Below are 18,876 nucleotides of genomic sequence, written 5' to 3' on the forward strand. Positions count from 1 at the left end.
CGGGTCTTTAAAGGATTTGAGGCATTTATGGCTTACAGTACTTTTTCTCAGCAAAAAAATGACCAACTAAAAGAACCAATGTTCTTGGGTCAGTCGGTAAACGTTGCACGTTACGACCAACAAAAATTCGAAATCTTCGAAAAGTTGATCGAAAAGCAGCTTTCTTTCTTCTGGCGTCCAGAAGAAGTAGACGTGTCTAGCGACCGTATCGATTACAACAAGCTTCCAGAGCATGAAAAGCACATCTTCATCTCTAACCTGAAGTACCAAACGCTTCTAGATTCTATCCAAGGCCGCAGCCCTAACGTTGCCCTACTTCCTTTGGTATCACTACCAGAAGTTGAAACTTGGATTGAGACTTGGTCATTCTCTGAAACGATTCACTCTCGTTCATACACGCACATCATCCGTAACATCGTGAATGATCCAGGCGTCGTATTCGACGATATCGTTGAGAACGAAGAGATCCTGAAACGTGCGAAAGACATCGCGTTTTACTACGATGATTTGATCAAGCTGACGGCTGACTACCACCGCTACGGTGAAGGCAACCACAACATCAACGGCGAAGACATTAAGATTTCACTTCACGACCTGAAGAAGAAGCTTTACGTTTGCTTAATGTCGGTTAATGCTCTAGAAGCGATTCGTTTCTACGTGAGCTTTGCATGTTCATTCGCTTTTGCTGAACGAGAGCTAATGGAAGGTAATGCGAAGATCATCAAATTAATTGCTCGTGATGAAGCTCTTCATCTAACAGGTACTCAGCATATGATTAATTTGCTGCGCAATGGTCAAGATGACTTTGAATTCATGCAAATTGCTGAAGAATGTAAGCAAGAATGTTTTGACCTATTCAAAGAAGCAGCAGAACAAGAAAAAGAATGGGCTGAATACCTATTTAAAGATGGTTCTATGATTGGTCTTAACAAAGACATTCTTTGCCAATACGTTGAGTACATCACTAATATTCGCATGCAAGCCGTTGGCCTAGGTGCTGCTTACCCAGAAGCAACATCGAACCCAATTCCTTGGATCAACGCTTGGTTATCTTCAGATAACGTGCAAGTAGCGCCACAGGAAGCAGAAATCAGCTCTTACTTGGTTGGACAGATTGACAACGAAGTCAGCGCAAATGATTTTGAGGATTTTGAACTGTAATGGCACAACTTAAAATCAACAAAGTCACCACCATTGAGTCAAATTCTTCCAATACCTTATTGGAATCGCTCGAGTTGGCTGGTCTTGAGCCAGAATACAATTGCCGTGATGGGCACTGTGGAGCGTGCCGCTGTACATTAGATTCAGGGGAAGTAGAGTTTGTTGGTTTTGCTATGGCCTATACAGAGAAAAATGAAATTTTACCTTGTATCTGTAAAGCCAAAAGCAACGTTGAGCTATCAAATGTTCGCTACAGAATGAAAGAAAAACGCGCATAACGCGTATTCATAAAAATCAGCGAGTAAGGTCAGTTATAAACTGGCCTTTTTTATACCTTCCAAAAATGCATCGGCTGTAAACATCGAAACCGGTTTATCCGCAATTTCTCGACCGTCATCATCAAACAAAGAGAGACGATATCCTTGCGCCACTTTGCTGCTGTCTTCAATAGGCGCGTGTCGCCAATCAGATGCTAGGTCGTAACCATGAGTCCTAAGCGCTTCACCTAAAACCACTTTTTGACTTGCCACTTGATACCAGACTAAAATTTTCGAGTGAGAAAACACAGTGACCTCCTTGACCGAATGTTTCATCGAAGGAGATAGTGTACAAGTAATCACCATCATTGATAGCCTCAAAAATAGGACAATGAAGCCGCTATATTGAAATCATCGACTTACATTTAGACCATTTGTTTATAAAAAATAAAGTTGTTCTTCTGTATGTAATAAGGAGTAATTTCATCAATTTATTACGGCACGGCACTCGGTAGACGTTTGACAAAGGCTACTTTTGATATAAGTAGCCTCCTGAGTTGTTGATTAAGGCGTGTTGCAGATTAAATAAGAGTTGAAGGAATAAACATCTCTTTTAGGCTTGTCACTGAACTGTACTGAATGAACATTGGTTTACCTGACAAATATCGTCGTAGCATATCTGCCGCGATCGTCGAGATCAGTTCTTTTCGTTCAGCCATAGAATATTGACGTTTGAATTCTAGCGTTTGCCCCCATTCCCCTTTGGACGTCGATAACGCGATAGAAAACTCATTACCTTCTAACTTGCCTGTCACTAACGCAATGTCAGTTGAACACTTTTCTCGTGTTGCCCCTGCTAGAGCAAATGCAGCGGCCAGAGGGTTCTGTTCTTGGCTTGAAACATCTAAAGAACCACTCATAATCCATGAGTGGCCACAAAATGGATTCGCATTAACATCTGAATGGAGCCAATTTGACAGCCATCCATGGGTTGATTGCTCTGAAATAGAGATAGACTGTTTCTTTTCGGCAACCAGATGACCAACATGGGAAAGCATGCTTTCATCAACACTCACCACGTTGGATTCAATAAGCTTATAGATCATTTGCAGCACACGAACTTGAGTCTCCAAGTCGTTTTGAGGCGCAAATAACTTCACTTCGATAAAAGGCAAATACGAGCGATACCCAATCATATATCCCTGTGGAAGTTGCAGCTTGTCTAATTTATCTGACAACACTGACTCGGAAGTCCCTAGTGTATATAGTCGACTGCAACTGTAACTTTCTCGTTCAGGGAAACGGAGTCTTAAATCCGTCAAGATCTGAGTTTCCACCATCAATTCAAACTCTTTAGGAACACCTGGCGTAAAGTAGAACAGGCAATCATTAATCACCATTTTAAAACCGCACGCTGTTCCTATCGGGTTATCTATAATCGTGGCACTTTGAGGCAGCATGGCTTGTTTAACATTGCTTTCTGGCATCGTGATACCTCGAGCATTAAAAAAAGCATGGAGCGTTTCCAGCCACTCTGGGAATAAAGTCAACGCTTCATCTGCTGACTCTGCGGCGGCAGCGGCACTTAAGTCATCAGTTGTCGGTCCGAGTCCACCATTTACGATGACAACATCACAATTGAAACTTAGCATGAGTATTTCTTCTTTCAGCGCAACCAAACTGTCACCTACGGTGGAGCGCTTATACAAAGAAAAACCATTAGCAAAGAAAAGTCGTGATAACCAAGCGGCATTGGTATCAACAATATCTCCGTAGAGGACCTCTTCCCCCGTACTAAGCATTGCGATTTTTGTCATTAATATTTCCTATCATTTAGAACTGCAATGCTTATCATCACATACTTTGATTAAAATTATGCAACGTTTACTCTCATGATTCGAAAATAATCTTCATAACTCCCTAAAATAGTTCATTTTATGGTTTCTATTACCGGTCCTTTATTAGATAATTGTGACTAGGATCTTATAAACATAATAATGGAGCCACCGTGCTAAAGAAAAACATCGCTGCAATGATGTTATCGTTTTCCGCTTGTGCAAACGCCAACAACTTTAACGTCAATCAACATATAGAATTTTCTTACACGGTCGATTGTGAAAATAGCTTCTGTCTTAACGACAGCACATACTCTTACCAACCTACGTTGTTCCATAATGAAGAGAGCTTCATGCTCTCATTGAAAGAACCAGAGCTTAACGTTGAAGACCCCGGTCTACCTAAATATCTTGTCCTGCAAGATGAAAAAGACTGGGACTACCTTATGGGGCAAACCTACACTATCTTAGGTCTAAGCGTGGCGACTGTGGGCTTAATGACGCTATTACCAGAGTCCATTACAAAATGGGATGAAGAAGACCGTGATATGAGTCAATTAGGCTCAAAATGGAAAGATAACATCAGTGCAGGTCCGGTATGGGATCGCGACGAGCACTTTTTGAATTATGTGATGCACCCGTATTTTGGTGGTGTGTACTATACCGCAGCAAGACACGCAGGTTTTAACGAGTTTGAATCATTTGTCTATTCTGCTGCTATGTCTACCTTCTTTTGGGAAATGGGCGTGGAAGCGTTTGCTGAAGTCCCTTCTTGGCAAGATATATTTGTTACCCCATTTTTTGGCGCTGTCGTCGGTGAGATGATGTTTGAAGCCGAACAAGATATTGTTGCCAATGGCGGCGAAGTATTCGGCTCGGAAGGCGTAGGTAGCTTTACCCTTTTCTTCCTCAATCCCGTTGGTCATATTCACGGTTGGGTAAGTGGCGCTTGGGGTGGCAGTGCTGAATTTCAATATAGCAGCACTCCTTGGTTTGGAAACTCGAATGCCGCTGCGTTCGCAATGGATTCAGGGGCTTCCTATGACCGCCAATTCTACGGCGTTGAGCTAACAATAGGTTTCTAACTATAGGTTTCTGACAACAAGTTTCTAACAGCAGGTTTCTAACCATAATATTGCCCTCTGCATTCAAAACTATGCACATTGTTCAACGTTTAAAGCGTCTATCTATAGGCGCTTTTTTGTTTCCATTGTGTGTCTGATAACTCGTTATCAATACTGAGTCACCTCTTTACCCTCAAAAATTGACATTCATCAAATCTTTCCTGCTGTTAACTTCTACACTGAAACTATCAATTATTTTAATTAGTTATCCCCACTTGGCGCAGGAGAATCATTATGAATACGACATTTATCGTCAATTTCGTCGGGAAAGCCACTCCCGCCACAATTAAACAATTTGCTTCCGTAACCCACGATAACGGTGGAAAATGGTTGATCAGTAAAGTTAACTTTATTGAAGACCAAGTCGCTGCCGTTATTAAGGTTCAGCTCCCTGAAACTAATGTCGATACTGTCAAAGCCGCTTTTAGATCGCACCAAGATCTGTTAGTTCAGATAGTCGATTCAGAAGCATCACCACATCGAGAAGAAACCATCTTCCAATTTCGTCTCGATTCCAATGATCGCGCAGGCATAGTCAATGAGATAACCCATGTACTTGATGCTCAAGGGATCAGTATTCTCGATATGGATTGTCAGCGTGTGTTTGTTGCCGGTGGTGGAGGAGTAAGTTCAAGCCTCTTTACCGCGAATTTAGCCGTCCGGCTACCGAGTGAAGTGCAAATTGAAGATGTAGCCAATGAACTCGAATTACTGAGTGAAGATACTCGGGTTATTTTAGAAGCATTATAAGAGGTGGATAGAATCCTTAAAAGAAAAAGAGCAGATTTTCTGCTCTTTTTTTATCTACCAGCTATCTAGGGCGTTATTTATTATCAACAGGAATGACTGACCACTGCGACAATGAACGTTTGAAATCACTGTAACCAAATTCATTCAGCTTTTGAATATCGCCATTTGAACGTTCACAATATATAGAAGGCATTTTCAAACCGTTAAACCAATTAAGCTTAACCATGGTGTAACCTGCGCTGTCTGTAATATGCAGACGCTGCCCGATAGTGAGTGGCTCATCAAAGTTTGCAACACAAAACTGATCACCAGCAAGGCATGAACAAGAACCAATAATGAACTCATGTTCACCTTTCTCACTCGCTTCTAGAATCGTTGCTGGCTCATTGTAGATCAACGTATCTAAACGGTGTGCTTCTGTTGCTGAATCAACAATCGCTGTTTTCTTCACGTTATCTACGATATCCACGACAGTCACGACTAAATCGGTGGTTTTAGTGATAATTGCTTCACCCGGCTCCAAATAGAGTTGAACGTCATGTTTTTCTGAAAAAGCCTTTAATGCTAAACCCAGCTTTTCAATATCATAATCTGGCCAGGTAAAGAACACCCCGCCACCCAAGCTGACCCAATCAAGTTTGTCCAAATGAGACCCGAACTGCTCTGAAATGGCATCAAGAAGAGAGACAAAAGCATCTACATCTTTATTCTCACAGTTCATGTGGAACATCACACCATCTATAGAATCAAAAACTTTACTGTCTAGGTGATCTGCTTGTACCCCGAGGCGAGAAAATTGACGGGCTGGATTGGCTAAGTCTTGACCTGCATAACTTACACCTGGGTTTAACCGTAAACCAATGGATGCTTTGCCTTCCACAATGTGACGATGCGCCGCAAGCTGGGTTTGAGAGTTAAAAATCAGTTTGTCACAAATATCAGCGACTTCTCTGACATCTTCTTCACTGTAACCGACACTGTAAGCATGAGTTTCACCACCAAAGGTTTCGTGGCCCAACTTAACTTCGTAAGGCCCAGAGCTGGTTGTACCGTCTAGGTACGGTTTGATAATGTCAAACACTCCCCATGTCGAGAAGCATTTCAGTGCCAGTACTAACTTTACACCTGACCGGTCTTTTAGCTGCTTAGCTTTCTCTAGGTTCGCCATCAATTTTTCTTCATTGATCATGAAGTATGGTGTTTTCAAGTCATTTTTCATCAAGTCGTTTGTACTCATTTTTCAATCGCTTTTAAATTGAACAAAGCCGACGCAATCGCATCGGCTTAGAATATTAAATAGATAACCCATTAGACCTATTTTAGGATTTTAATATCTGGCTGTCCTGGTGTTAATTCTTGAACATGCCAATCAAGGCCAATCTCTGGCATTGTTTCTAGGAACGGATCTGGATCAAGCTGTTCCATATTAAATACCCCTTTGTCTGCCCATTTACCGCGGAAGAACTGGAGTGCAGCAGTGATGGCTGGCACCCCGGTTGTGTAAGAAATGGCTTGGTGTTCAACATCTTCATACGCGACTTCATGATCGGCATTATTGTAGATGAATACACTACGCTCTTTGCCATCTTTCTTACCTTGAACCCATGTACCAATACACGTCAAACCCGTGTAACCGGGAGCCAAAGAAGTTGGATCTGGTAACAGTGCTTTAAGAACGTGCAATGGCTGAACCACAGTTCCATCGTGAAGCGTCAGTGGATCTGGGCTCAATAGACCGATATCACGCATACAGTTGAAGTAGTTCAAATAGGCATCACCAAAGCCCATCCAAAATTCAATGCGTTTCGCTGGAATGAACTCTTTCATAGAGCGAACTTCATCGTGGGCCATTGAATACACTTTGTGAGAGCCACAGTTCGGGAAATCAAACTCAAGCATACGTGAGTGACACGGTACCTGTTTCCACTCTTCATTTTCCCAGTAGAACGAATCACCTTGAATCTCTAGCATGTTCGTTTCTGGATCAAAGTTAGTCGCAAACTTTTTACCATGATCGCCTGCGTTAACGTCCATCACATCAATCGTATCGATTTCATCAAACAGGTGCTTAACCGCATACGCAGCAAAAATAGAAACAACGCCTGGATCAAAACCCGCGCCTAAGATGCCGGTGATACCTGCTTCGGTAAACTTCTCTCGGTATTCCCACTGCCAATCGTAAGCTTGCGGAACTTGCTGCCCTTCAGAGCATAGGTCAACAGCGACCGATGTATCTAAGTACGACACTTTTGTTTGGTAGCACGCTTCCATAATGCCCATGTTGACCCAAGGAGGACCCGCATTGATCACTAGATCGGGTTTTACATCATTAATAAGTGCAACTAATGCGTCTACATCATCTGCGTTAACTTCGCGTGCTTCTAATTTCTTGGTCGTATCTTTAAGGTTATTTTTTCCCTTAATAGACGCAATGATTTTTTCACACTTACTAAGAGTGCGCGACGCAATGGTAATATCACCTAATACTTCATTGTTTTGCGCCGCTTTATGTGCTACTACCCAACCAACACCACCTGCACCAATTTGTAGAATTGCCATTGTTCTTTTACCTTATGTTCTATTAATCAGCGAGTTCTGTGACTAACTGGTTTATATCTGTTATTAATGTCTCAAAATCTGCCATCGTCAGGCATGGATTCAGGATCGTAAACTTCAACGCGGATTGCCCTGCTACCACAGTTTCACCGAGGACAGCCACACCGCGAACTAACGCTTCAATACGAACTTTTTGATTAAGCTTGTCGGTAGAGCCTTCACACGTGCCAGTCGCACGGAATAGCACTGTTGACAATGACGGCTCGGCCAGTAGTTCAAAATGTTCATGCGCACGAATTTTATCTGCCACTTCAAGCGTTTGAGCGATGATATGGTCATACATATCACCCAGTGCTTGCGGGCCAACACTCTGCATGGTCATGAAGACTTTAAGCGCATCAAAACGTTTGGTGGTCGCAATGGATTTGTCCACTAAGTTAGGCAGTTCGTCGTGTTCACGGTTCAAGTAATCAGCATGATGAAGCAGGTACTTAAACTGAGACTTATCTTTAAGTAATAACGCACCACAGCTGATTGTTTGATAGAAGAGTTTGTGGAAGTCCACACTAATGGAATCCGCTCGCTCAATACCAGCTAATCGATCTTTGTGACGGCTTAGAATCAAAGCGCCACCATATGCGCCATCCACATGGAGCCATAGGTCATGTTGTTTCGCTGAATCCGCCAGTGATACTAAATCATCAATGGCACCGTGATCGGTGGTACCCGCCGTGCCCACGATGGCAAATGGGATAAGACCTTGTTGCTTAAGCTCACTGATCATCGAATCAAGAAGCGATGTGTCCATGGTACCGTTCACATGTGCAGGTACAGTCACTACTGCTTTCTCACCAAGTCCCATCCACGATGCAGATTTCTGTACCGTAAAGTGTGATTTTTCAGAGCAGATAATGCGCAGTTTGTGAGCGTATTCAGGCAGACCCAGCTTTTGAATGGAATGGTTAGAAAGCTTATCGGCAACCCAATCACGAGCGAGTAATAGACCCATTTGGTTACTTTGAGTACCACCACTGGTGATGATGCCGTCAGCCTGATTACCCAGCTCGTATTTCCCACATAGCCAATCAACGACACGCTGTTCAACATAGGTTGCAGAAGAGGCTTGATCCCATGAATCCATAGATTGATTCAGAGCCGCAATCATCGCTTCAGCCGCTATCGCAGGCATCAAAGGTGGTGTATGTAAGTGTGCAATGCAGCTAGGGTGCTGTGTAAAAATAGAATTCTTTACAACTAACTCACTGGTGCTATCAATCACCTCTTTTAAGCTGTGGTTGGCAGAATCTAAACACACCGCGTTAACTTGAGCTTCTAGAAGCTTGGGATCCATACCCGTGTATGGCTTATCGACCTGCTCAAAGATCTGCTTTAACGCATTTGTCGCGTGATTCATCACCGTCGCATAATTATCAGCACCATTTTCACCGGTATGAATAAAGTGTTGTTTCCACTTTGCGTTCTCTTCGAGTGTCTCTCGCTTGCCGCCACCAGCAGCCAAGATCGCTTCTTCCATGACTCGAAGTGCGAAATCGATTTGTTCAAACGAGATAATCATTGGTGGAAGGAAACGAATAACAGAGCCATCACGCCCGCCTTTTTCAACCATCAGGCCACGCTCTAGTGCTGCACGTTGAATCGCAAGTGTCAATTCACCATCGGCGACAGGCTCACCAAATTTATTCGTCGAACCATCGGCCTTTTGGATTTCCATGCCTAGCATCAAGCCCTTACCACGAACTTCTGCTATGCAGTTCACCCGCTTTTGAATGCTTTCAAGACCCATTCGCAAATATTGACCGGCAATATTGGCATGCTCAACCAAGTTATCACGCTCGATGATTTCTAAGGCTTTAGCACCGGATACCATCGCCAACTGGTTACCGCGGAACGTACCGGTATGCTCACCCGCTTTCCATGTATCAATCTCTTTGTTAAATACAAGGATAGACATCGGTAATCCACCACCAATGGCTTTGGATAGACACAAGATATCCGGAGAGATACCCGCTTCTTCAAACGCAAATCGATAGCCTGTTTTTCCTACACCACATTGAATCTCATCAAGGATAAGTAAAATCTCATGCTCGTCACAAATACGTCTAAGTTCCCGAAGCCAAGATGCAGGAGCCGGTAAAACCCCGCCTTCACCTTGAACTGGCTCGACAATAATAGCAGCAGGTTTCATGATTCCTGCTTCATCATCATGAAGTAAGCGCTCAATATAACGAATGCTCGCTTGTGCCCCTTCCTCGCCACCCAAACCAAATGGACAACGCAGGTTGTATGGGAAGGGCATAAAGTGAACGTCAGACATCAAACCCGTTCGACGCGCTTTGGTACTTAAGTTACCCATCATACCCATGGTGCCATTGGTCATGCCATGGTACGCGCCGCGAAAAGCAAACATGGTATTGCGACCTGTGGTTTGCTTAGCCAACTTAATCGCCGCTTCAACAGCATCAGCCCCTGACGGGCCACAAAACTGAATCGCAGAATTATGGGCGAACTCTTTAGGTAAAAATGCCTTCACACGCTTGATAAAGGTGTCTTTTGCTCGGGTCGTCATATCCAAAGTTTGATATGGCAAGCCCAAATCAAGTTGGTCTTTTAGCGCTTGATTGATCTCTGGGTGGTTATAACCCAGAGCCAAGGTGCCTGCACCCGCTAGGCAATCTAAAAAAAGCTGACCACGCGTATCTTCGACAAGCACACCGTGGGCTTGTTTTATCGCTATGGGTAAACGTCTTGGGTATGAACGAACTTCAGACTCATGTTCTGCTTGATCCAGCAGGATTTGGTCTGGAGTGAGATCATAAAGACCTTCTACATGAGGAACTTTTGTAGAAAAAGGGGTTGCGATAAGCGCGTTATCGACGTCAAAAACTGTACTCATTGTAATTCCCTAAAAAATAGAGGATTTGCGCTCTTTCAACACGGTTGATAAACACTCGGTTGATAAAAAAGAGGCAAAGCAATACCTTCCGAAAACATCCATACGTTCGGGATTAAGATCGTGACCATTTAGAATGGTCCGTTAGGAGTTCTGGAATTCAGGGTTCAGTAATGCTACTGACGTGAAGTACAGGGCACTTAGGAAGTACGAAGCTGATTAGGCTGTATAAATTAAAGGTTTTCACTGTTGGGTTTCTCTCTCATCTGTTGCCAATGCAACAAAAATATCCCGTCTATCAACAAGGGCTTGCTGATACCTACCCTACGCAACGAGACAATCAGCCGAATGTACGTTACGAGTATCCCCCAGAGTAATGCATTAATAAGTGCTCCGAGATTGCGCGGAAAAGTATCACAAACTCAAAGAGGCTGGCAACTATTTTTACTAACCAATTTGTAAATAAAACCAAGCTCCTTCACTCACTTTCTGCTTGCTTATATTCCCTCCATTTAGTGTTGTTATACCCATAAATCTTTCTATCCTGCGGGATAAAAAGACAAGCTGGTGCTATTTTTCTAATCTCGCCCTTTAATGTTTGTTCAACCACGTGCGATGCGAAAAAAAATGCTCCCTATTCTAAGGAGCATTTTTAAAAGTTTGAGACTGAGAAAAGACAGACATTACCGTTTTCTAACTCAATCATTGCTTGACCTCATTTCATGATGACAAATCTCACCAACAAGGCAAACTATACCAACCTATTCAGACGCCTTTTTCTTTTCAGCACAGCGACTCGATAGCTGGTGAGTATCCATGTCGTACTGCTCTTTTATCGCATCTTTCACCGTCCCTTCCCACACTGGAACGCCGACAAAGTAACTGGTTCTAGCCAGTACATGAGCCGCAATAGGAGCAGTAAGAATAACAAAAAGCACAACCGCCATAGCACGCACGACCACCGCTGTATCACTCCAAAAAATGATCGAGAACGCGACCACAATTAAACCAATACCCAGGGCGCCAGCTTTCGTAGTTGCGTGCATGCGCGTTAAAAGATCAGGCATGCGATTAATACCGATACTGGCCAATAACATGAGACAAGCACCTGTTAGTACGAAAAAAGCTACGATCATATCAATCATCTTCTCTAATTCCTCTTTGTTCTAAGTATCGAGAAAAACCGACCGCCGCTAAGAACGACGTCAGTGCCAATACGATCGCGACATCAATGAACTTTGGCTCACTATGAGCAATGCTATAGAGAACAACCAGCCCTACAGTGATGGACGCCATCAATTCAAGTGCGACAACTCGATCTGGTAAAGACGGCCCTTTCAATAACCTGACCGAGGAAAGTAGCAACGCCAAGGTCATAATAATGAAGCAAATGTTATAAACAGTATCTAGCATAATTTTAACCTAATAAATCAATAACCATGGCTTCAAGGCGCTTAAGCTCAGCGATATGAAGTTTCTCATCTTCGAAATACATCAGATGAACATAAAGCACCTTTTTATCCGTTGATACATCCAATGCCAGCGATCCAGGTGTTACCGTAATCAAAGTAGAGAAGATCGTAATACCACCCTCAGTGTCGATATCCAATGGCACTGCAATAACCGCTGGTTTCATTAAATGCGTCGGAGTGACGACATCGTAGGCCACTCTCGCATTCGCTTTAATTAAATCCCAAATAAAGAACAGAATAAAATTAAGCATCTTTGGCAGCTTACCAAAATAGACTTTAAATGGTTCATGGTCTCGCAATACATAAGCCAAAACGACATAGCTCAGCAGCATGCCTGCAAAAAAGTTAGATATGGTATAAGTACCTGATAGCACTAGCCAAGCCAATGCTAGCAGCATATTCCATCCAAATGCCTTCATGATTGACCTCCCAATACAGCGTCAATGTATTGCTGCGGGTCGAGTATTTGTTCCGCCGTCATAGAAGCTAGATTTACAAACCATTCCGCATTGATACCAATAGTAATGGTAATGACCGCCATCACGATGATTGGCAAGTAAAGACACAAACGTTCAGAATCAGACATCGCCGGTCTGATCTCAGCATCGTCTGGTAATTTCTTCCAAAACGCTTCAGACCAAATCTTAATCATTGAATACATGGTAAGTAAGCCAACCGCTAAGGAAGCGATAACACCGATCCACTCTTTAGCTTCAATACCCGCTTGTATAACGACGAACTTGGCAAAGAAACCCGATAGTGGAGGAATCCCAGCCAGTGACATAGCAGGAACCGCAAACAGTACGGCTAAGAAAGGCGCTGACTTATAAAGTCCACCCAACCTCTCCAATCGGTAGCTACCGTGCATTCGATACATCACACCACTGATTAGGAATAGATTGGTTTTGACTATAATGTGATGGAACAAGTAAAACACGCCTCCTAAAATCGCCAATGGCGTAAAGAGCGCGAGCCCTAAAATCATGTAACCAATTTGGCTCACAATATGAAACGAGAGAATTCTACGAACTTCAAACTGAGCGGCGGCGCCTAACACACCCGTGACCATGGTAAAGATACCCATCCACATCAATAAAGTGTGATGAGTAAAGTCCACATCACCCACGAAGATAACACTGAACACTCGGTATAAAGCGTAAACACCCACTTTGGTTAGCAAACCTGCAAAGACCGCAGAGATCGCAACAGGAGGCGTGTGATACGACGCTGGTAGCCAGAAAAACAACGGAAAAGCAGCGGCTTTAATACCAAAGGCGACCAAGAAGAGCAGCGATATGACCGTCACAACCTCAGGGTTGGCAGACATTGACAACTTTTGTCCCAAATCGGCCATATTCAACGTGCCCGCATAGGCGTACAACAAGCCTACCGCACTTAGAAACAGCGCTGACGACAGTAGGTTAAGCGTTACATATTTCAGCGCACCCTCCATCTGGCTTCGTTCACCCCCTAAGATCAGCAAGCCAAACGATGCCACGAGCATTATCTCGAACCAAACGTACAGGTTGAATATATCTCCGGTCAGGAACGAGCCTATAACGCCCGCAAGCATTAGATGCAATAAAGGATAGAAACCAAACTTCTCGTGTTCTTTGGTCATGGTGGCCAATGCATAGATTGATATGCAAAAAGCCACAACCGAAGACACTGTTACCATGACGACTGCAAGTAAATCGGCCACTAAAGTGATACCAAACGGTGCTTCCCAGCCTCCTAGATTGGTGGCCTGAATACCACTCGTGTAAACCTTGTTAAATAACGTAATCGCAGCAACCAGCAGCGAAAAATTTGAGATTACACTGATCCAACGCTGTAGCGTTCGATGTTTCCACAGCAACATTGATAACGCTGCCGCAAACATTGGGATCAGTACTGGCATTAATATCATCATAATTGTGAATCTGTACTCTTCATTTCGTTCATGTCGTCTGCGCCTATGACTTTATAAGCGCGCTTTATCAGTACAACAGCAAATGCCAACACACCAAAACTGATCACGATAGCCGTTAGAATAAGCGCTTGAGGCAATGGATCGGCTATCGGCCCTGATGGTATTTTCATTCCTTCTTCAATAAGAGGAGGCGCACCACGAATTAAGCCTCCGCCAGTGAAGATCAACAAATTGGTCGCATTAGACAAAATCATCAGTCCAATCACAAGCTTAACCACACTACGTCGAAGCATCATATAGAGTGCTGCGGCGTAAAGAGCACCAATGACAATAGCAAATAGAGTTGTCATTTATTCCTCCAACTGTGCTAACGAGAAGAGCAACGTTGTAACCATGCCCGTAACGACAAGGTAAACGCCAACATCAAAAATCAAAGGTGTGCTTATTTTTAATTCCCCAATACCAGGGACATACACATCCCACCAAACAGCACTAAGGTAAGCACGGCCTGACATGAGAAAACCAGTAAACCCACTTAATAACGAAATCAGCAAGCCACCACCCATCAAGTAGCTACTATCGATACCAATAAGTTTTCGGGTTTGAGTCGCGTCAAAAGCAAAAAAGTGAAGCGCAAATGCGGCTGAAGCGACCAAACCAGCAATGAAACCACCGCCTGGCTCATTGTGCCCACGTAACAACAAAAACACAGAAAACAACAACAGCATTGGCAGTAAGAAACGCGCCACTACCTGAAGAATGAGAGAAGTACCCGTATTGTTCATTACTTTTCCTCCCGAGTTCGAAGCATGGCTGTAACCCCTATGGCTGCAAGGGAAAGTACGAATAGTTCACCTAACGTATCAAGTGCACGGTAGTCGACTAGGATTACGTTGACGATATTTCGTCCTTTGGCAATCGTGTAGCTATTTTCAATAAGATAAGAACTGATACGATCAGGCATCGCAAAGTGCGTAACCGTCAACAGTAGAACGGCCATCATCACGCCAAAAGTAACCGCCACAAAACAGTCTCTCCAACGCACGTCACTGCTTGATAGTTTTTGGAATTTAGGCAATCTGAACAGCACGAGAACAAGCATAATAACCGTCAATGTTTCTATCAGTACTTGAGTAATCGCTAGATCTGGAGCACTAAAGAAGACATAGATTAACGCCATCGAAAAGCCCAGAGCACCAATAGCGGCAACGGCGCCAAGTCGAAGAGGCGTCATGCACGCATAGGTAATCACCGCGATAATGAGAATCGAGATGCCTACGTCTTTAAGCGTCACATCAGAGAAATCAATATCCCAATGGAATCCAACTTTAGTGAACATCGCATACGCGACTAGAGCAATCGTCGTAATAAATATCGTTAGGATATAGTTTGCCATGTAGCCATTTTGCAGCTTCATGGTACTCCACTTAGCAAACGTCACTAAGTTATCCATAAATATTTCGTAACCACGTTCAGGTCCGTACTCAAGCATAGGTTTCAATGTTGATGCTCGTGGGCCTAACGTGTCCCACTTCTTAAACAGCAAATAACCCAAACCAAGAGCGGCAACGCTGATCATCAGCGGTAGATTGATACCATGCCAAAGTGCTAAATCAACGGACTCAATCTGACCAAATGAGATCGCACTCACCGCAGAAGAGACTAACGGTGTCACGAGACTTGGCATTAACCCAAAAATCAGCCCTACTGTTGCCAGTACAGAAAAACCTAAACGCATACCCATCGGCGCTTCATGTACCTCTTTCGGTGTTGCTTTCTTTTCACCCCAAAATGGTTTAATCACAAGCAACCCTGCGCAAACAACAATAAAGACAGAGGTTAACAACGTCATGAAGATGAGAAGTACAGCCCAAGGGCTAGATAAAACGCCTTCTAGCATCAATTCTTTACCAATGAAGCCGAACAGTGGTGGAACGCCAGCCAGTGCCAAAGCGGCTAATGACATAAAGGCGGCCGTATATGGCATAGCCTTTCTAAGCCCGCCTAATTCACGTACGTCCTTTGTTCCCGCTTCATGATCAATCGTACCCGCGGCCATAAAGAGCGCACCTTTATACAGCGCGTGACCTAACAGAAAGACTACCGCTGCAACCAATGAAGCTTCCGTACCGATACCAATGAGCATCGTTAACGTACCTAATGCCATTACGGTTGAGTACGCCAAAATACGTTTCAAATCGGTACTAGTGACAGCCAAAGTGGCTCCGAGTAACATTGTCGTCGCACCAAAGAATGTAAGCGCAACAGTCCATGCTTCATAACCTGCCATCGTAGGTTGCAATCGAGCCATCAAATAGACACCCGCTTTTACCATGGTGGCGGAGTGTAAGTAAGAACTGACAGGCGTTGGGGCAGCCATCGCGTTAGGCAACCAAAAATGAAATGGGAATTGTGCTGACTTAGTAAATGCACCAAGTAGAACCAACACCATCATTGCAGGGAATAAGGGATGGGATTGAAGACTCGTGCCTTGAGCAAGAATCTCCCTGACTTCATAAGTACCGGCAATCAGGCCAAGCATAATAATGCCCGCCAGTAGCGCAAGACCACCACCAACGGTCACCATGAGTCCTTGAAGCGCTGATTTACGCGATGATTCTTTTTCATGGTAATAGCCAATCAGCATATACGAAGTAATGCTGGTCAGTTCCCAGAAGACAAACATGGCCATCAGGTTGCTAGACAGCACAACGCCGAGCATCGCCGCCATAAATGCCATCAGATACATTAAGAGCTTACGCTGATCGGCTTTATGAGCTAGGTAGCTGCCTGTATAAATAATGACGAAAAAGCCGATACCCGAAATCAGTAACGCAAACAGTAGGCTCAACCCATCTAGCCAAAAATTCAAACTGATACCTAATAGTGGTACCCATTCATAACTGATCAGCAGTCGACCTTCGCTTGTCACAGCCGGCATAAAAGTAAGAAAATAGACAAACAAAGCCGCTGGCAACAGTGCGAGCAAGTGGCTGGTTTTCTCACCAAAACGCTTAAACAACCAAGGAACAAATGCCGCCAGGAAAAAACCTGACAGGACAGCAATAAGCATTAAAAATAGCCTCCAAAAACTTCGACCATAGAATCAAGTAGCAAGACGCTAACTCAAAATAAATCCGATATTTGAATTAGTGTATACGAGTTAGGGCATGAGAAACCTTAAAAAAAGCATAATCACAACCAATCTATAACGCAATAATATTCAAAAACGAAATACAGAAAGTAACGTTATTATTGAACGAGGAGTTTATTTAAATAGCACTAGCTTGAATACTCGCTTGTTATGAACCAATAACTCGGTATTTCCGTAAAAAACTGACAAATACGACGAAAATACCATCTAAATAGATTAGTAAATATTCAAAAGACAACGGACTGATTACTTATTGCTCAATGAATAAAAGGAAGAAATGACTTGTCAAATAACGTTGTAGATTAAACGATAATTTTCTGTATCTAAGTGTAACTGGGCGAGAGATTTGGATAGGAGAAGAGTTCGCAAAGGGACGTTAAAGTCTGCCTTTGCGAACTATTTTAAATTAATTTGTCACGGCTTTTTGCTTTGGTAAAACAATACTTAAAATTGCATACCCCAATAGTGCAGAAGCTGTAGAGCCAAGTAGAACTCCTAGGCGAGCATATGTGTCCATGACTTCTTTCTCAAAGCCAAAAGCCAATGAAGATATAAATATCGACATTGTAAAGCCCACACCACACAAGATAGACACGGCAAAAATATGTCGCATCTGAATCCCGTCAGGAAGCTTTGCAATCCCCAATTTCAGCGACAGCCAACAGAAAGACATAATACCAATAGGCTTACCCACCAATAGGCCTAAAGCGATCCCTAAAGGAAGCATAGATGTTAAACCTTCTACCGAGATATTCTGTAAAGATACGCCTGCGTTAGCTAACGCAAACAAAGGTAAAATACCGAATGCGACGTACGGGTGTAAGGCGTGTTCTAACGTTTTAAGTGGCGAGTCACTGGCTGTTTTCCCTTTTAATGGAATAGCGAACCCGACAACAACACCCGCTAACGTTGCATGCACTCCAGATTTTAGTACCGCGAACCAAAGCACGAAGCCGATAATTAGGTACAGAGGTAAAGACGTGACACGACGTGAGTTTAAGATAAACAAAACAGCAGTTGAAATAAAACCGACTGTCAACGCAGTTACCGACAAATCGTTGGTATAGAAAAGCGCAATAATAATAACAGCGCCCAAGTCATCGATGATCGCTAACGCAAGTAAAAAGACTTTTAGGCTGATAGGAACACGATTACCCAGAAGGGCCATAATCCCAAGTGCGAATGCAATATCGGTGGCAGCAGGTATTGCCCAACCGGCGAGGGCTTCTGGATCTTGATAATTAAATAAAACGTAAACAAGTGCAGGCGCTAACATTCCACCTACTGCCGCGATTGCTGGGAACATCGCTGTTTCTTTTGACTTCAGCGCACCTTCAACCAGCTCACGTTTCACTTCAAGACCGATAATAAGAAAAAAGATAGCCATTAAGCCATCATTGATCCAATGAGATAGAGACATCCCCAACAAATAAGTATGTAAAAAACCCTGATAAAAGCCGTTGAGAGGCGAGTTAGCTATCATCATCGCAGTGATTGCGGCAATGACCAGTAAAATACCACTAGATGACTCCATTTTTAAGAAGTCACGAATCATACTTGTCATGTTGTTGTTGCCCTTAGAATTTTAAATAATTAAAAAATTAACGAAATTAATGGTGACTAGCTTTTATCCTCAGCAAATATAATTTCGTTTCTTCTGATATGTTAATTCGGAATTTCCGATATAACAATCAGAGGCACACTTAATCATTCAATTTATAACACAATGTTACACAAAAGAACT

General features: G+C 43.3%; 17 protein-coding genes. 4 read left to right on the plus strand and 13 right to left on the minus strand.

All coding sequences use genetic code 11. From position 1 onward, the window contains the following. Nucleotides 1-27: 27 nt before the first annotated feature. Together nrdB and yfaE are read left to right on the plus strand one after the other, a co-directional pair. On the plus strand, nucleotides 28-1,161 hold the full coding sequence (nrdB, locus tag A1QO_RS14180) for a class Ia ribonucleoside-diphosphate reductase subunit beta (protein ID WP_017040758.1): 1,134 nt from the start codon (nucleotides 28-30) through the stop codon (nucleotides 1,159-1,161). Further along, a complete protein-coding gene (gene yfaE, locus A1QO_RS14185; protein ID WP_017038908.1) occupies nucleotides 1,161-1,439 on the plus strand; it encodes a class I ribonucleotide reductase maintenance protein YfaE in 279 nt (92 codons plus the stop codon). Before nrdB ends, yfaE begins: the two co-directional genes overlap by 1 nt. Nucleotides 1,440-1,472: 33 nt before the next feature. Here the strand turns inward: yfaE and A1QO_RS14190 are convergent, their stop codons facing one another. After that, on the minus strand, nucleotides 1,473-1,727 hold the full coding sequence (locus A1QO_RS14190) for a hypothetical protein (protein WP_017035324.1): 255 nt from the start codon (nucleotides 1,725-1,727) through the stop codon (nucleotides 1,473-1,475). 272 nt (nucleotides 1,728-1,999) lie between these two features. Next, a complete protein-coding gene (locus tag A1QO_RS14195) occupies nucleotides 2,000-3,235 on the minus strand; it encodes a CinA family nicotinamide mononucleotide deamidase-related protein (RefSeq protein ID WP_017041443.1) in 1,236 nt (411 codons plus the stop codon). Nucleotides 3,236-3,426: 191 nt separating this feature from the next. Between A1QO_RS14195 and A1QO_RS14200 the strand changes: the two genes are divergently transcribed. Both A1QO_RS14200 and A1QO_RS14205 read left to right on the plus strand, forming a co-directional pair. Further along, nucleotides 3,427-4,338: a DUF3943 domain-containing protein gene (locus tag A1QO_RS14200; protein WP_017041444.1), complete on the plus strand. Its 912-nt coding sequence runs from the start codon at nucleotides 3,427-3,429 to the stop codon at nucleotides 4,336-4,338. A 273-nt stretch (nucleotides 4,339-4,611) separates the two neighbouring features. Continuing rightward, nucleotides 4,612-5,127 carry a glycine cleavage system protein R gene (locus A1QO_RS14205; RefSeq protein ID WP_017041445.1) on the plus strand — a complete coding sequence of 172 codons (516 nt, stop codon included), beginning with the start codon at nucleotides 4,612-4,614 and terminating at the stop codon, nucleotides 5,125-5,127. 73 nt (nucleotides 5,128-5,200) lie between these two features. Here the strand turns inward: A1QO_RS14205 and nspC are convergent, their stop codons facing one another. The 11 genes from nspC to nhaA all read right to left on the minus strand — a co-directional run bounded on the left by nspC (nucleotide 5,201) and on the right by nhaA (nucleotide 18,696). Further along, the gene (gene nspC / locus A1QO_RS14210) at nucleotides 5,201-6,349 is read right to left on the minus strand and encodes a carboxynorspermidine decarboxylase (RefSeq protein ID WP_026026757.1); all 1,149 of its coding nucleotides are present in this window, start codon (nucleotides 6,347-6,349) and stop codon (nucleotides 5,201-5,203) included. Nucleotides 6,350-6,441: 92 nt separating this feature from the next. Beyond that, nucleotides 6,442-7,686 (minus strand): carboxynorspermidine synthase, encoded by a 1,245-nt coding sequence (locus tag A1QO_RS14215; RefSeq protein WP_017035319.1) that lies wholly within the window; start codon nucleotides 7,684-7,686, stop codon nucleotides 6,442-6,444. Nucleotides 7,687-7,708: 22 nt separating this feature from the next. Beyond that, nucleotides 7,709-10,597 carry a pyridoxal phosphate-dependent class III aminotransferase gene (locus A1QO_RS14220; RefSeq protein ID WP_017041446.1) on the minus strand — a complete coding sequence of 963 codons (2,889 nt, stop codon included), beginning with the start codon at nucleotides 10,595-10,597 and terminating at the stop codon, nucleotides 7,709-7,711. Between the two features lie 758 nt (nucleotides 10,598-11,355). Continuing rightward, nucleotides 11,356-11,739, minus strand: a complete 384-nt coding sequence (mnhG, locus tag A1QO_RS14225; RefSeq protein ID WP_017035317.1) for a monovalent cation/H(+) antiporter subunit G — start codon at nucleotides 11,737-11,739, stop codon at nucleotides 11,356-11,358. Then, nucleotides 11,732-12,007 carry a monovalent cation/H+ antiporter complex subunit F gene (locus A1QO_RS14230; RefSeq protein ID WP_017035316.1) on the minus strand — a complete coding sequence of 92 codons (276 nt, stop codon included), beginning with the start codon at nucleotides 12,005-12,007 and terminating at the stop codon, nucleotides 11,732-11,734. Before A1QO_RS14230 ends, mnhG begins: the two co-directional genes overlap by 8 nt. 4 nt (nucleotides 12,008-12,011) lie before the next feature. Further along, nucleotides 12,012-12,485, minus strand: coding sequence for a Na+/H+ antiporter subunit E (locus A1QO_RS14235; RefSeq protein WP_017038905.1), 474 nt, complete (start codon nucleotides 12,483-12,485; stop codon nucleotides 12,012-12,014). Next, complete coding sequence (locus tag A1QO_RS14240) at nucleotides 12,482-13,978, minus strand: Na+/H+ antiporter subunit D (protein WP_017041447.1); 1,497 nt, start codon at nucleotides 13,976-13,978, stop codon at nucleotides 12,482-12,484. The genes A1QO_RS14235 and A1QO_RS14240 overlap by 4 nt, the downstream gene beginning before the upstream one ends. Further along, nucleotides 13,975-14,328: a Na+/H+ antiporter subunit C gene (locus tag A1QO_RS14245; RefSeq protein WP_017035313.1), complete on the minus strand. Its 354-nt coding sequence runs from the start codon at nucleotides 14,326-14,328 to the stop codon at nucleotides 13,975-13,977. The genes A1QO_RS14240 and A1QO_RS14245 overlap by 4 nt, the downstream gene beginning before the upstream one ends. Beyond that, nucleotides 14,329-14,763 (minus strand): Na+/H+ antiporter subunit B, encoded by a 435-nt coding sequence (locus tag A1QO_RS14250; RefSeq protein ID WP_017035312.1) that lies wholly within the window; start codon nucleotides 14,761-14,763, stop codon nucleotides 14,329-14,331. Further along, nucleotides 14,763-17,051 (minus strand): putative monovalent cation/H+ antiporter subunit A, encoded by a 2,289-nt coding sequence (locus A1QO_RS14255; protein ID WP_017041448.1) that lies wholly within the window; start codon nucleotides 17,049-17,051, stop codon nucleotides 14,763-14,765. Before A1QO_RS14255 ends, A1QO_RS14250 begins: the two co-directional genes overlap by 1 nt. A 487-nt stretch (nucleotides 17,052-17,538) precedes the next feature. After that, nucleotides 17,539-18,696: a Na+/H+ antiporter NhaA gene (gene nhaA, locus A1QO_RS14260; protein ID WP_017035310.1), complete on the minus strand. Its 1,158-nt coding sequence runs from the start codon at nucleotides 18,694-18,696 to the stop codon at nucleotides 17,539-17,541. Nucleotides 18,697-18,876 lie beyond the last annotated feature (180 nt).

It is taken from the genome of Vibrio genomosp. F10 str. ZF-129 (assembly GCF_000287055.2).
Lineage (GTDB): Bacteria > Pseudomonadota > Gammaproteobacteria > Enterobacterales > Vibrionaceae > Vibrio.

Bases quoted from the DNA above. Each gene is read 5' to 3' on its own strand.
- A1QO_RS14245 (WP_017035313.1), bottom strand. From the start codon at position 14,328: ATGACAACTCTATTTGCTATTGTCATTGGTGCTCTTTACGCCGCAGCA.
- A1QO_RS14250 (WP_017035312.1), bottom strand. From the start codon at position 14,763: ATGAACAATACGGGTACTTCTCTCATTCTTCAGGTAGTGGCGCGTTTC.
- A1QO_RS14205 (WP_017041445.1), top strand. From the start codon at position 4,612: ATGAATACGACATTTATCGTCAATTTCGTCGGGAAAGCCACTCCCGCC.
- mnhG (WP_017035317.1), bottom strand. From the start codon at position 11,739: ATGATTGATATGATCGTAGCTTTTTTCGTACTAACAGGTGCTTGTCTC.
- A1QO_RS14195 (WP_017041443.1), bottom strand. From the start codon at position 3,235: ATGACAAAAATCGCAATGCTTAGTACGGGGGAAGAGGTCCTCTACGGA.
- A1QO_RS14255 (WP_017041448.1), bottom strand. From the start codon at position 17,051: ATGCTTATTGCTGTCCTGTCAGGTTTTTTCCTGGCGGCATTTGTTCCT.
- nhaA (WP_017035310.1), bottom strand. From the start codon at position 18,696: ATGACAAGTATGATTCGTGACTTCTTAAAAATGGAGTCATCTAGTGGT.
- yfaE (WP_017038908.1), top strand. From the start codon at position 1,161: ATGGCACAACTTAAAATCAACAAAGTCACCACCATTGAGTCAAATTCT.
- nrdB (WP_017040758.1), top strand. From the start codon at position 28: ATGGCTTACAGTACTTTTTCTCAGCAAAAAAATGACCAACTAAAAGAA.
- A1QO_RS14235 (WP_017038905.1), bottom strand. From the start codon at position 12,485: ATGAAGGCATTTGGATGGAATATGCTGCTAGCATTGGCTTGGCTAGTG.
- A1QO_RS14215 (WP_017035319.1), bottom strand. From the start codon at position 7,686: ATGGCAATTCTACAAATTGGTGCAGGTGGTGTTGGTTGGGTAGTAGCA.
- A1QO_RS14240 (WP_017041447.1), bottom strand. From the start codon at position 13,978: ATGATGATATTAATGCCAGTACTGATCCCAATGTTTGCGGCAGCGTTA.
- A1QO_RS14220 (WP_017041446.1), bottom strand. From the start codon at position 10,597: ATGAGTACAGTTTTTGACGTCGATAACGCGCTTATCGCAACCCCTTTT.
- A1QO_RS14230 (WP_017035316.1), bottom strand. From the start codon at position 12,007: ATGCTAGATACTGTTTATAACATTTGCTTCATTATTATGACCTTGGCG.